This is a genomic window from Caldithrix abyssi DSM 13497 (assembly GCF_001886815.1).
GTDB classification, from domain to species: Bacteria; Calditrichota; Calditrichia; order Calditrichales; family Calditrichaceae; genus Caldithrix; species Caldithrix abyssi.
The window spans coordinates 1,033,181-1,047,500 of record NZ_CP018099.1 but is presented as its reverse complement, the minus strand read 5'-3'; the positions used below and the strand labels follow the sequence as shown (position 1 = coordinate 1,047,500).

Sequence of the window (14,320 nt, the reverse complement as noted above, 5' to 3'; positions counted from 1 at the left end):
TGGCGAGCCGTGAATGCCCAGTTTATTCTCAATACGCCGCACCTTCACCGTATCGTCGCCGTAACAGACAAACATGCTCAGGCCGCGGCCGTCTTTTGTGCCCGGTTCAGAACGGGCCAGAACCAGGAGAATTCGTCCGTTACCATTTGTGATAAAACGCTTAACGCCCCGTAAGCGCCACTGCCCATTCTCATCCTGGTAGGCCTGCAACTTTACCGCCTGCAAATCAGAGCCGGCGTCTGGTTCGGTTAAGGCCATGGCGCCGGTTGCCGTGCCTGCTGCAAATTGCGGTAAAAACTCCTGTTTTTGCGCTTCGTCGCCATATTTGTAAATGGTTTCCGCAATATCCTGTAAACCGAAAATATTCATTAGCGAAGCATCCGCGCGGGAGATCATTTCAATGGCCATCATATAAATGGTTTTAGGAATATTAAGTCCGCCATACTTACGAGGCAGGGTAAAACCCATCAATTCTGCCTTGGTAAGGTAGTCCAGCGCTAATTGCGTTCCTCTGGCATAAGTTACTTTACCGTCTTCAAAATGCGCCCCTTCTTCATCCACTTCGGCGGCATTCGGTCCAACAATGTTGGCCGCAATATCGCCGACAATTTCCAGCACTTTGCGATAGTTATCCATCGCATCTTCGTAATCGCGCGGGGCAAAATTATATGTTTCAGCTTCTTTGTAATTGTTTTCAGCAATTTCCACAATTTCTTTCAAATCCAGGTTTTCGAACTGGAAAACCAGGTCTTTATTATCTGTAAAAAAATTAGCCATGGCATCCTCGACCGTTTGTTTATTTCAGTTTATGTTTAAAAACTTCGATGAATTGGGGAATAACCTCCATTGCATCGCCTACGATCCCATAATGGCAAATATCAAAGATTGGCGCTTCGGGGTCGTTGTTGATGGCGATGATCTTTTTGGATTCTTCCATACCGGCCCGATGCTGAATGGCGCCGGAAATTCCGCAGGCAATGTACAGGCGTGGACGAACGGTTACGCCGGTTTGCCCCACCTGTCGTTCATGCTCAATAAAGCCGGCGTCAACGGCCGCGCGGCTACCGGCTACTTCGCCGCCTAACAAATCGGCCAGCTCGTAGAGCAGTTGAAAGTTTTCTTTAGAGCCCATTCCATAGCCGCCGGCCACAATGATCGGCGCGGCTTTCAGATTCACTTTGCTCTCCTCGCGATGATGTTCAATAATTTTAACCAGCTCATCGCTGGGATCGGGTGTGTAAGGGATCTCGGTAATTTTGCCGTTTACCGCTTTTTCCAGTTCGTGCATTTCCATTACGCCTTCACGCACGGTGGCCATTTGCACTCTGGTATCCGGCGTGATAATGGTCGCAATAATATTCCCGCCAAAAGCCGGGCGAATTTGCAACAATAAATCTTTATAATCTTTGCGCAAATAGGTCACATCCGAAATTTGCAAATCCGTACAATCTGCGGTTAAACCGCTTTTGGTGTGCGAAGCCACGCGGGGCGCAAGGTCGCGTCCGATAAACGTTGCGCCGAACAAAACGATGCGTGGTTGGCGTTCGTCAATTAGCTGGCTTAAAATCCGGCTGTAAGGTAAGGTATTGTATTCTTTTAAAGAAGGATGGTCAACGACGAGCGCTTCGTCGGCCCCGTATTTAAAGGTGCGTTTTGCAACATCCTTCATGTTGTGTCCGATTACCACCGCTTTTAAAGAGCCTTTTAATTGGTTAGCCAATTTATAGCCCTTAGAAAGCAGCTCAAAACTTACGTCGGCTGGCGTACCTGAGCGTTGTTCCACAAATACCCAGACTTGCGGCTTATCATTTGCCATTTGTAACCCTTCCCAGTTGAATTCATTTGGATTTAAAAATTAACCCAGAACATGATCTTCCAATAATTTATCAATTAAAAGGCCGATGCCTTCTTTGGTCGGTTCGATTTTTATGTGTTCGTTACTGGCCAGAACCACCGACTCCACCTTGTGAACTTTGGTGGGCGATCCATGCAAACCACAGCGTTCAGGTTCCACATTCAGATCATCCATGGTCCAGGTTTTAATAAACAGCCCTTTGGACTGATACTCATCTTGCAGGGTGTCGATAGAAAGGAGGGAATTGCCTTCCACCAGTTTTTCCAGTTCCATTAAGGTGCGGGCGTTTTTGTAAGCCATCACACGGCGCGCTTTGAACGGCCGTGGAATGGCGGCATCTTTAACCACGGTCAAAAGCAAAGGCAGTTTTCCCTCAACCACTTCCTGTCCGCCGTCTATTTTTCTTTTTACGGTAATCTGCTTTTTACTCAGATTAACAATTTCTTCGGTGTAGGTAATTTGAGGGATTCCTAACTTTTCAGCGGTTTGCGGACCAACCTGGGCTGTGTCGCCATCAATGGCCTGGCGCCCGGCAAAGACCAGATCGTAATCGCCTATTTTCTGCAAAGCCGCGCTCAGCACATAAGAGGTGGCCAGAGTGTCGGCACCGGCAAATTTTCGATCGCTGATTAAAATCGCCTCATCTGCCCCCATGTACAAACATTCGCGTAATACTTCCGATGCCTTGGGCGGCCCCATGGTCATGGCGACCACCTGCGCGCCGTGACGATCCTTAACCTGCAAGGCCAGCTCCAGAGCGACTTTATCTTCTGGATTAAAAATAGCCGGCAACATGGCGCGATTAACGGTACCATCAGGCTTCATCACTTCTCCGGAGATATTAGCCGTATCCGGGACCTGTTTGACTAAAACGACAATCTTGTAACTCATACGCTCTTCCCTGTTTTATTGATTTATATTCGAGGAATGTAGAATATAAAAAATGAAATTTTATTGTGCAAACCGGTTTTTACCGAAAATAATAAAAATTACTTTTTTGATTCTAAATTGATTTATTAAAAATGAAACACAATCTTTAACGCTGGAAAGCCGCATATTAGAATTAAAAAAGAGTGTAAATCAACCTGATTTTTTAATTATTGGCAGAATGGTCAGAATTGAATTATAATTGATATCTAAGGCAGCACTGCCGCAACCAAAATCAACCGCAACGCGCGCAAAGCAATTTTCTCGCAGACTTCGCAGTTATTCACAGAAAAAACCGCGCAATTCTGCGAGAAGCAAATTATTACACTATTTCCTTTGCTGAACGAATCTCAGGCCTCCCGGAACCGTTCCAGGCGGCTTTTTATCGACCTTCCGTTTTTTCACTTTTTGTCTCACTTTAACAATATCATTTTGCGTGAACGGGTGTATCTTTTCGAGCTCATTTTGTAAAAATAAACACCGCTGGGCAAGCCTGAAAGTTCAACTTCAATCTGATATTCCCCCGCCGCTTTTTCTCCTTCGTAAATGGTTTTCACTTTTTGTCCTTTTGCGTTAAACAATTCAATTTTCACACTGGCCCTTTCCGGCAATGAAAACGCAATATGGGTGGATGGATTGAACGGATTTGGAAAGTTTTGTGACAGTTCATACGCTTCCGGAATGATATTTTGTTCAATGGCGGTTAAATCAACTTTAAAAGTGCGCACCGCGCTGTAATTGCCCCAGCCAGCCTGATTAAAGGCCCGTACACGCCAGTAGTAGGTCTGCCCGGAGCTAAACCCCGTCAAACTGTAAACGGTATCTACCACAGTCGTATCAACAAAGGGATTGCTAAACGCTTGATCTGTGGAATATTCAAAACCATAGCGTTCAACAAACGGTTTAGCCGAAAACCACGAAAAATGAACGGTATCTGTAAGAACAGTCGTGTTGTTCCCGGGGAAAATTAAAACCACAGGATCAGGCGGCGCCAGCGTTGTAAATTGCCATACCGGCGACCAATTACTCTGCCCACTGGTATTTCGGGCTTTTACACGCCAGAAGTAGGTCGTTTTTGCTTCCAATTTACCTACCATAAAATCGGTCTTTTTGACGTTCGGGTCATCCACAATTTTTGTATTAAAGTAGGCATCTTTGGCTACCTGTAAAATGTAAAACTCTGCTCCATTAACCGGTTGCCATTCTAATTTCACAAAAAGAGGTAAAAACTGTGCATGATTGACCGGCGACTTTAACTGCGGTGTGGTTAAATTCTGCGAGGAACCGCTAATAAAAAAGGTAAAGGTTTCTTCACTATCCTTAAACAAGCGATTTGAGCCATCGGCTGAATGCCAGTCGTAATCGTACATTCTGGCTTTCCAATAAACAATCGGGTAAGCGTTCAGGCCTTCGGCATTAAAAAAGTTCGATGGTAAATTTACCACAATAGTGTCATTTTCAAATTCATCTCCGCTACGATCCATGGTGTAAACTTTAAGCCCGGGTGAACTAAAGGTTGGTAAAGAATCAAACAAAATTTCGACCCGGCTAATGGTTAAGTTCTCTTTGTTAAAGGGATCGGGATCGCCATTGTTAGTCCATTTAAAGGGCACTTCTGTTTCAAGATTGCTATAATCGGTCGGTTCAATCAGATGAAAAGGATTGGGCGGGTCGTTGTGGTTATCCAGATAAAACCAGAACCAGGGGCTGAATGCGCTGCTGTCAATCCCGTCGGAGGCAATGGCTCTAAAATAAATGCCGAAATTTTCGTAAGGTTCTAATGAAAATTCTACCGTATCCTGAATATCGCCTCGGGCGTCGGGCATGGATTGATTCCAGGCCAGTTTGTGCTTGAATTGTTTACCGATTAAATACAACGTCGAAAGGGTGTCGCCCTGTTTACTTCCCAGGCTATCGGTGTAAACGTAAAAGCCGTACATAAGAGAATCCAATTCGTAGTCGCCGCCATAATTAGGAGCCTTATTAAAGGCAATGATGGGATGATAACTGGTATCTGGCGGTGAAGAGCCATTATCGGTGTAGTACCATAAGTTTTGAATAGCCGTAAAAATTTGAGATTCATGGGGCGCCCCCGGAGGCGCATTTCTGTAAAAGAAGCGGTGGATCCATGCCGATGTATCCGTATTTTGGATAGCGCGCACCCGATAAAGATAAACAACGCTATCATGGAGTGCGCTGCCGTCAATGGCGTATTCGGTATTAGCCGCGCTGATCTGCGCCGTTAACAAACGAATCGCGCCTTCCAGATATTTTTTGTCAAATTCTTCCTTTTTTAAAGCAGAACTTTCTACAGCCTTACCGGTCGTCTGATTACTAATCACCGGCGCTCCCACATTCCTTATATTGGTCCAAACTTCAACTTCAAATTGATCGGGCGTTCCGGACAACACCTCCCAGGTTCCGGTTACATCAGATTTACTTTTAAGCCTTCTGAACTCCATCGATCCATTAATGGCCAGATTGCCAATTTTAAGGGTTTGAGCAACGCTTTCCGATCCGTCCAGATGCACAAAGCCCCATCTAAAAAATGCGGGAATCGTTACGCTAACACGGCCCGTATTCTGATCTACAACCAGATCGTTTCCGATCTCAACTCCTTCCGGATTGTCAATGGAATACCATGTGGTTTTAAACAACCGCCCGTAAGAATTGGCAGAAACGGCCAGTTCTACAGTGAACGCCTCTACTGGAACAGGTTTACGCGTATCCAGATTCACCGAATCGGACAAAACCTGGTACAGGTAATGGTGCTGCGTACTGTCCTGATATCTAAAAAAGCGCACATAAGAGAGAGGCGAGGCGCTGTAAACTTCACGTATGGGTATTGCTTCGTCCATCCATTTTTGAATGGTATCGCGAATGGCCGCCGCCAAATAATCCATATCCGGGTCCGCCTTGTAGTTTAAATAGGCCAGGCCGTACAAATAAGGAGGATAACCATTCGGCTCATTGATGTTATGCGCAATATTAATGTAGCGCCCATTTCCGTACGCAAATATTCCTGAATTCGATTGATCAGCAATGGACGTCCAGGCGGGTACCGTATTTTCATCGCCATGTTCATTGTACTGTCCGCAGTATTCCACATTGCCTCTAACGGCAACAATGGTTCCGCCGGCATCCATATAATCTAATAAAACATTTTTTTGATTATCGGTCAGGTAAAAAACTTCGGGTAAAAATACCACTTTGTATCCCTGAATATCGTTTATAGAAAAATCGTCCTGTAAATAGAGCAGGTTTGATTTTAGCCACTTTATTTCAAGGCTGCGGTTGATATCCTGCAGAACAACGACCAGCCCCTGAAGTCCGCGATTATCCTGAATCATCTGGGCCTGAGACATGAGCACAGCCGTTTCGCCAAAGGGAAAAACAGAATTCAAAAGATCGCTATTGTTTTGTGCCAGATAAAAAACTGGATAGGTGCGGTTAGCCGGGTATTTTAATTGAGGAAGCCCGCCGCTGGCGTAAAGTTGAGCGGCTAATATCTTTTCGGCTTCACTTTCAATTTCGATGCCATAGCCCGTATTGGGATCGCCATCGTCAATGTCTTCCAGAGTAGGACTGGACCAACAGATAAAACGCTTGCCAAAGGCCTCAGCCATTTTAGCGCGGGCCGTTACGCTGCCGGTTAAAGGATAATAATTTCCCCAGCCAAAAAACTCGCCGATGTAATAATCGCCTGCCAAATAAACATGACCGTTTCTTGTGCCAAAATCCGAAGCGGCATTGATGGCCAGAGTGTAATTTTGCCCCAATGATTGAGCAAAAGCCTGGCAACTGTCTCGCACCATTTGCCAGGATTCTAATGTGTGAACCGCTTTAAAGCTTTTCCAGTCATCCACCAATTCCTGAACTTCAACGGGATCGTTTTCATTATCAAAAACATTGTCATCGGTTTTCCCTTTGCGCAGTAAATATTCTGCAAAAGTCTCGTTGTTGTAATCCCAGTCATAAGCGTTAATCCCATTGTCAATCACGTATTGTTTAAAGGCTTCCAGATCATCTTCATCAAAAGAATCGAAAGGCGGCCAGGCGCCGTCGTGCTGTGAGCCATCGGCGCCTGCCTCGATAGCTCTTTTAATACAGGCAATAACATAATTACGCCAGGCAGGCCGATTAATACTTTTCTTAATATCAGAAACGTAACCTTCCAGAGACACATGGGCGCCAAACAGGGTATCGGTAATGCCCTGCCCATCATTGACAATTTCCTGCCCGGTAATACCTTCTAAACGGGAAGCATCAAGATTAAGCCAGTATTTTTGTCCTTGAGCATGGATTTCATCAATAAGCGGTTTTGCTTTTTCCGCGTCATTTTTTAAATAAAAGGTCAGCTCTCCGTGCTCTCCGGCATGCGCCTGCACATCAATCATCACCGGCGCGCCAATGCCTGCATAAATCGTCCCAGCCCAATGCACATCTTGCAGCCAGGTGGCATGTGGAAATAAGCCGCTATTTTGAGCGTGCACTCTTATCAGAAGAATAAGAGTAATCCCTAAAAAAAGTACACTCTTTTTCATGATTCCCTCCCTCCCATTTTAATTAGGAGAAAACTTTATTTTTATAAAAACTTATTGATCATTTTCGTCGGCTGACTCAAAATCTAAAGGATAGGAAGAAAATTTTTAGTCTATTTTCATAAAATTATGATCTATTTTTTGATCTATTTGGCTTTTACATTCAAAGTTTAATGAGTATATTGCAAATAATGTGGGTTTGGGAATATTGGAGGACAAAAAATGCGTTTTTTTAATTTATTTTTCCTGTTTATTTTTTCAGCATCTCTTCTGGCACGCGACTATCAGATCGATTATCAAAAAATTGCCAGCGATGCGCATCAACTTACCTTTACGCTTTTCAATTATGAAATTAAAATCGTCGATGAAGACGGATCGGTGTTTTCTGATCTCGATTTTAGTAGCAGCGTAAAACTGGAACAAAAGGGGTACGCCGCCCTGCCATTTGTGCATGCCACCCTTCAGTTACCGCCTCTTAAGAATATGGATTTGCATATTGAGGCCGTGGAGACAGAAGAAATACAACTTCGTTATCCCATGTTGCCTTCCAGGGGCGTCATTTACCGCAACCAGGATCCGGACACCATTCCCTACTGGATCGATCCGGCTTCTATTACCGATAGCTGGTACCCCGAGGCATTTGTGCGCCAGAGTCGGCCGTTCATCTTAAAAGACGTTAGAGGCGCCACGGTTTATTTTTACCCGTTTCAGTACAATGCCGCCACCAAAACCTTAAAAGTTTTTAAATCCATAAAGATTACGCTGACTGAAAATGACAGCAATCCGATCAATCCGTTGATCCGCATGCCCGGATATAAAATTTTACCGGAAATGGACGGTATTTATCAGACCACCTTTTTGAACTACACACGCAACACTCAGGACCTCGATTACGGGCAGCACGGCGATATTCTGGTGATTTCGACCGACCGCGATACGGCCGCCGTTGCCCCCTACATCGTCTGGAAGCGGGAGAAAGGTTTTAATGTTGCCCTGGAAGTTGTTCCCAAAGGAACCAATGTTAAAAGTCTAATTCAACAAAAATACGATGAAAATAACAACTTGCTTTATGTGTTGTTGATTGGCGATTACGACGATGTGCAGTCAGACAAAGGCACCAGCGAAAATGGTCCGATGGATCCACAATTAGGCTGTGTGGTCGGCGATGATTATTACGCGGACATTAGCGTGGGGCGCCTTTCGGCCAATTCTCCGGCCGACGTCACCGTGCAGGTCAATAAAATCATCGAATACGAAAAAAATCCCGACGCAGGCATGGACTGGTACAAAAGCGCGCTGGGCATCGGATCGGCTGAGGGCTCGGGTAGCGGCGACGACGGCGAAGTGGATAAAGACCACATCCAGAACATCTGGGACAATAAATTAGATCCTTTTACGTACGATATTTTCTCCACCGCGTACGATCCCGGGGCGACCGATGCCATGGTGGCCAATGCGGTGAACGACGGGGTGAGCATCATTAATTACTGCGGGCACGGCTCCATGACCTCCTGGGGCACCACCGGATTTGACAACAACGATGTGGCCAATTTAACCAACGGCGATATGCTGCCCTTTATTTTTTCCGTGGCCTGCGTTAACGGCGCCTTTGATGACGGCGACTGTTTTGCCGAAGCCTGGCTACAAAAAGACAACGGCGGCGCCGTGATGTTCTTAGGCAGCACCATCAATCAACCCTGGCAGCCGCCCATGCGCGGACAGGATTATTTTAACGATATCTTGATTGGCGGCTACAATTACGACGATCATCCCGGCCAGAACGGCATTAACACTCATGAACAACGCACTTTCATCGGCTCCATTGTCATCAATGGTTTTGCCCTGATGCTCAATGAATCCAGTTCCTCATCCGATGTGGAAACCGTTCAAACCTGGTGTACCTTTGGCGATCCGGCGCTTCAGGTGCGGACGCAGGCTCCAGCAGATGTAACGCTTTCTAACGAAAACATTGAAGCCGGAACGCCGTTTTCCACCACGGTTACAAGCGGCGGCCAGCCCGTTGCCGACGCCATGGTTTGTATTTCGCAGAACGGCATGTACTACAGCGCTCTGACCGATGCAAACGGTCAGGTAACGATCGAACACACCTTTGAGCAGGATTCGGCCTTGCTGGTTGTCACGGCCTTTAACAAACAAACCGTTTACAAAAAGATTCCTGTCAGCGGCGGCCAGGGCCCCAATATTGTGGTAGATTCGTATCAGATCAATGACCAGAGCACGGGCAACAACAATGCGCAGGTTGAATATCAGGAACAATTTTATCTGGATGTGGCCGCCAAAAATATCGGTAATGAACCGGGAATCGATGTTGATGCGCAGCTCTCTTCTAACGATACCTATATTCAAATTCAGGATAATAGCCATTTTTACGGCACCATCGACACTTCTGCCGTTGTACCGGGACCGCAGGCCTTTTTACTGCAGGCGGCCGACGGAACGCCGGACCAGCACACCGTTAATTGCACGGTTACTTTTAGCGATACTTCCACCCGCCAGTGGACTTCTGACATTTCGTTTGTGGTTAACGCCCCTGATCTTGGCAACGGCTCTTTGACCATTTACGACGGAGCCCAGGGCGATGACGACGGCATTCTGGACGCGGGAGAAACGGCAGACATGAGCATCCCGCTATTTAACCAGGGGCACGCAGCCAGCGAATCCGGCAAAGCAACGCTGACCACCAGCAGCCCTTACCTGACCATACACACCGATAGCGTGGCGATTGCTCCTCTTGCCGTACAAGATACCGTTGCCTGCGTTTTTACGGTGTCGGCCTCCTCCGATGCGCCTGAAGGCGAAGTAGCCGAACTTTACTTTAACGCCGTTTGCGGGGCGTACACCAGCATCGATACCTTTAAAATTAATATCGGTGGCAAAGCCATTTACCTGATGCAGGACGGCACCTTTGAAGTAACCGACGGCTATTTTTACGACAGCGGCGGGAAAGACGGCAATTACGGCACCAGTGAAAACTCCACGCTTACTTTTCTGCCTGCCGATCGCGCTGCGGTTAAAGTAGTGTTTCACTCTTTTTCTACCATTGCCAATTACGACAAGCTGTACATTTACGACGGCCCCGACGACACCTATCCACAGGTTCCGGGCAGTCCCTTTTCCGGCGACCAGAATCCCGGTGAAATTGAAGCCACCAACGACGCCGGCGCTCTGACCTTCCATTTTGTTTCTAATCCCATCCTGGGCGGTACGGGCTGGGAGGCCGACGTGTTTACCACCGGCGTTTCGGCAGCGCGCGAAAGAAGCGCGGCCATTAACGATTTCCGTTTGCTAAACAATTATCCCAATCCTTTTAACCCCAGCACCACCATTCGCTTTCAGATTCCACGGCAGACGGAGGTACAGATTCTTATTTTCAATCTGCTGGGGCAAAAAGTCAAAACCCTGTTCGAAGGCAAACGCGGCGTCGGCATTCATCAGCTTAGCTGGGACGGGCATGACGACGCGGGGCAGGCCGTTTCCAGCGGTATTTACATTGTTCAGGCCCGGGCCGGGCAACACGTCGCCAGACAAAAGATTTTACTGGTAAAATAAATACATACTAAGAGGAAACCTCGCTCGGGTTTCCTCTTTTTTTCTCCCTTTGAATCCAAAGATAACGAGGTTCAAAATGCGAAAACATGGGTTCATTTTACTGACAATCCTTTTGAGTGTTCAATTCACTTTTGCTCAGGGGACGCTACCCCACGCTTTAACTTCGCAAGAAAAGCAGCTAATAGGCAACTATCGCTCTCCGGTGGTTGAAACGGCCTATCAAACGCCGCCGCCCAATCCGGTGCGCACCATGGCTGAGTGGGAAGAGCTTTCCGGTCTGATGATTACATGGGCCGATTACTACCATATTCTAAAAGAAATCGTCCGCTACGCACAGGAAGAGTGCCGCGTGTACATTGTGTGCAGCGATTCCAATCAGGTTAAAGCCTACTTACTCTCCAATGATGTGCCGATTAATAACATTACCTTTTTGATTGAAGATTACAATTCCATCTGGTGCCGGGATTACGGGCCGTTTTCCATTTACGAAGAAGGTACGGACAGCCTGTTTTTTACGGACTGGATCTACAACCGTCCCCGGCCTGACGACGATGTTCTGCCGGCCGCCATGGCCAACGCTTACAACGTCGATTTGTACCAGATGACCCAACCGCCTTATGATTTAACAGCCACCGGCGGTAATTTTATGACCGACGGCCTGGGCACCGGTTTTTCTTCCAAACTCATTTTAGAGGAAAACCCTGATCACACCGAAGCCGAGATTGACGATATCATGTATCAGTTCATGGGCATAGATCGCTACATCAAATTTGAAACTCTGCCCTACGACGACATCCACCATATCGACATGCACATGAAGTTGTTAGACGAAGAGACGATTCTGGTGGGAGAATATCCGGAGGGCGTGGCCGACGGTCCGCAAATTGAAGCGAATCTGCAATATTTACTCGATAATTACCAGACGTGCTATGGCCGTGATTGGCAGGTGGTGCGCATTCCCATGCCGCCGGACAAATACGGCAAATATCCGGACGAAGGCGGCGCCTATCGCACCTACACCAATAGCGTTTTTGTCAACAAAACTGTCATCATTCCCACCTACGAAGAAAAGTACGACACCACGGCCTTTCGTATTTACCGCGAGGCGCTACCCGGCTACCGCATTGTAGGCATCCCCTGCGACGACATCATCAGCCTCAATGGAGCCATCCACTGCATTACCCATGAGCTGGGCGCGCGTAACCCGATTTTTATTGCCCACGCTAAAATCCGTTCAGCCACCGAAACCGATGCCAGCTACCAGGTGGCCGCCGTCATCCGCACCTCCGCCGGAATCGACAGCGCCTTAACCTACTGGACGACCGACACCACTTCGGGCTTTACTGCTTTGAAGATGACTTACACAAACAACGACAGCTTTGTAGCGCAGATTCCGGCCCAACCCGCCGGCAGCGAAGTCTTTTACTATCTCACGGCATTTGCCTCAAATGGCAAGGTAACCAGCAAACCGCTGGTGGGAGCCAGAGGCGCCTGGAAGTTTACCGTTGAAGGGACTTCTGAAATTGCCGCAAGGGACGCTGCGCGGCCCCAATCATTTTCCATCCTTTCCGTTTATCCCAATCCATTCAACGAACAGGCGGTGTGTAAATTTTCTTTGCCCAAATCATCTGAAGTGAATTTTACGCTTTATTCCATCGACGGGCGCAAAGTGAAGGAAATCGGCACACACTATTTTAATGCCGGACAACAACAAATTAGAATTCATGGGCAAAATTTGAGCAGCGGAATTTATTTGTTGCGCGTTAGCGGTCAGGGGTTTTCTACCTACAGAAAATTGGTTTTGATTAAATAGGGAATTTAATTCTTGAGATCGCTTTAAAAAGGGGAATTTGTCATTTCGAACGAAGAGAGAAATCTTAAAAACAATTTACCTTTTTAATGAATTATTTGCTGGAATAGTAAAGGAATACCTTTTTAGAGTGGACTCATGCATTGTTTTTGACTTTTGGGACAACCTCGGGTGTAAATTGTTCCGACTTGTTTAATTTTTTTCTGAGATAATTGGCGCAATCTGCCAGAAAATTACTTTGCGCACGTTGCGGTGGATTTTGCTTGCGGCAAAGCTGCCTTAGTTAAAACCTTGCAAAAACAAGCTTAACGGCAAAGTAAATAAATTGTTACCAAAAGGCACGACTTCTTTACTTAAAGAGAGTACATAGCCGGCCTTAAATTGCCCGTTTGTTAGGTTCATAAGTTCGCGCAGCCCATCAAAATCTTTGCTTTGAATGGTTTCTTTCAGTTTTATTTCAATCCCAATTAATTGCCCGTTGTTTGTTTCTAAAATAAAATCGACTTCTTTTCCGGCCGCCGTTCTAAAATAGTAGAGTTGAGGTTGGCTTTCACTCCAGCTGATCTGCTTGATTAATTCTTGAAATATAAAATTTTCAAATAACTGTCCTGAAATTTTAGGGTTGCTTTCAAGATTTTCAGCATTTACTCCAAGTAAATGGCTCAATAACCCTGAGTCATTAAAAAATACTTTAGGTGTTTTAATGAGTCGTTTACCAATATTGCGAAACCAGGCAGGGAGGCGATGAACCAGAAAAATCGCCTCTAAAAGTGTAACGTAGCGTTTAAGTGTGGAAACCGGCATTCCGAGTTCGCGTGACAGATTGCTTAAATTAAGAAGGGAACCTGCCTGATAGCCCAAATAGGAAAAAAGACGCGGCAGCTCGAAAATACCATTAATTCTGGCCAAATCCTGAATGTCTCTCTGTAAGATGGTTGAAATGTACGATTGAAACCAGGCCTTTTTTTGTTTTTCATTTGCTAATTTTTGTAATTCAGGAAAGCCACCAAGTAAAATGAAATTAAACAATTCATTTTTAGAGATTTCTTTTGCTTGCGTTGAATTTATTTTTTGTTCAACCAAATCATCAATTATTGTGTTCTTTTGTCCCCTTATTTCATCATAAGAAAGTGGGAACAAAGTCAGAATAACCATGCGACCGACTAAAGATTCTGATATTTTAGGCAGCATTAAAGCATTGGCCGAACCGGTAAGTAAAAATTGACCCGGTTGGCGACTTTGATCTACACGGGCTTTAATCGCCAGTAAAAGTTCAGGAACTCTCTGAACTTCATCAATAATCAGCGGTTTGTCAAAAGCAGCAATAAATCCCTGCGGATCGCTTTTAGCGGCATGTAATGTGGTTAAATCATCCAATGTTACATAACGGAAACTTTTTTCTTTGGCGATGGCTTTAACGAGTGTGGTTTTCCCAGTTTGGCGAGCGCCATTTAACAAAACAACCGGGCTGAATTTCAGCGCCTGAAGAATTTTGGGCGTAATTCTTCGGAAAATCATTAAACACACCTTTTTGGATAATTTGCCATCACATGGTGGATAATTTACCATTTAGTGGCAAATTATCCAAATCTTTATTCTCGAATTGCTGAGCTCAGG

Annotated in this window: 7 protein-coding genes (1 of these 7 only partly in view); 2 read left to right on the top strand and 5 right to left on the bottom strand. The window is 46.0% G+C overall.

Features of this window, described 5'->3' with window-relative positions:
• From Cabys_RS04085 to Cabys_RS04070, 4 genes are all read right to left on the bottom strand, one after another.
• Positions 1-777: the beginning of an acyl-CoA dehydrogenase family protein gene (locus Cabys_RS04085; RefSeq protein ID WP_006928892.1), read on the bottom strand. 945 nt of this gene lie to the left of the window's left edge; only the first 777 of its 1,722 coding nucleotides appear in the window; its start codon is at positions 775-777; its stop codon lies beyond the left edge, outside the window.
• Between the two features lie 19 nt (positions 778-796).
• Entirely contained in the window at positions 797-1,816 is a 1,020-nt protein-coding gene (locus tag Cabys_RS04080; RefSeq protein WP_006928890.1) for an electron transfer flavoprotein subunit alpha/FixB family protein, read from the bottom strand.
• Between the two features lie 39 nt (positions 1,817-1,855).
• A complete protein-coding gene (locus Cabys_RS04075) occupies positions 1,856-2,746 on the bottom strand; it encodes an electron transfer flavoprotein subunit beta/FixA family protein (RefSeq protein ID WP_006928889.1) in 891 nt (296 codons plus the stop codon).
• Between the two features lie 449 nt (positions 2,747-3,195).
• The gene (locus Cabys_RS04070; protein ID WP_006928888.1) at positions 3,196-7,326 is read right to left on the bottom strand and encodes a T9SS type A sorting domain-containing protein; all 4,131 of its coding nucleotides are present in this window, start codon (positions 7,324-7,326) and stop codon (positions 3,196-3,198) included.
• A 219-nt stretch (positions 7,327-7,545) separates the two neighbouring features.
• On the opposite strand from Cabys_RS04070, the gene Cabys_RS04065 reads away from it, so the two are divergent.
• Both Cabys_RS04065 and Cabys_RS04060 read left to right on the top strand, forming a co-directional pair.
• Positions 7,546-10,893 carry a C25 family cysteine peptidase gene (locus Cabys_RS04065; protein ID WP_006928887.1) on the top strand — a complete coding sequence of 1,116 codons (3,348 nt, stop codon included), beginning with the start codon at positions 7,546-7,548 and terminating at the stop codon, positions 10,891-10,893.
• A gap of 112 nt (positions 10,894-11,005) precedes the next feature.
• Positions 11,006-12,706 (top strand): agmatine deiminase family protein, encoded by a 1,701-nt coding sequence (locus Cabys_RS04060; protein ID WP_169833692.1) that lies wholly within the window; start codon positions 11,006-11,008, stop codon positions 12,704-12,706.
• Between the two features lie 276 nt (positions 12,707-12,982).
• Here the strand turns inward: Cabys_RS04060 and Cabys_RS04055 are convergent, their stop codons facing one another.
• Positions 12,983-14,221 (bottom strand): ATP-binding protein, encoded by a 1,239-nt coding sequence (locus Cabys_RS04055; protein ID WP_006928883.1) that lies wholly within the window; start codon positions 14,219-14,221, stop codon positions 12,983-12,985.
• Positions 14,222-14,320: the final 99 nt, after the last annotated feature.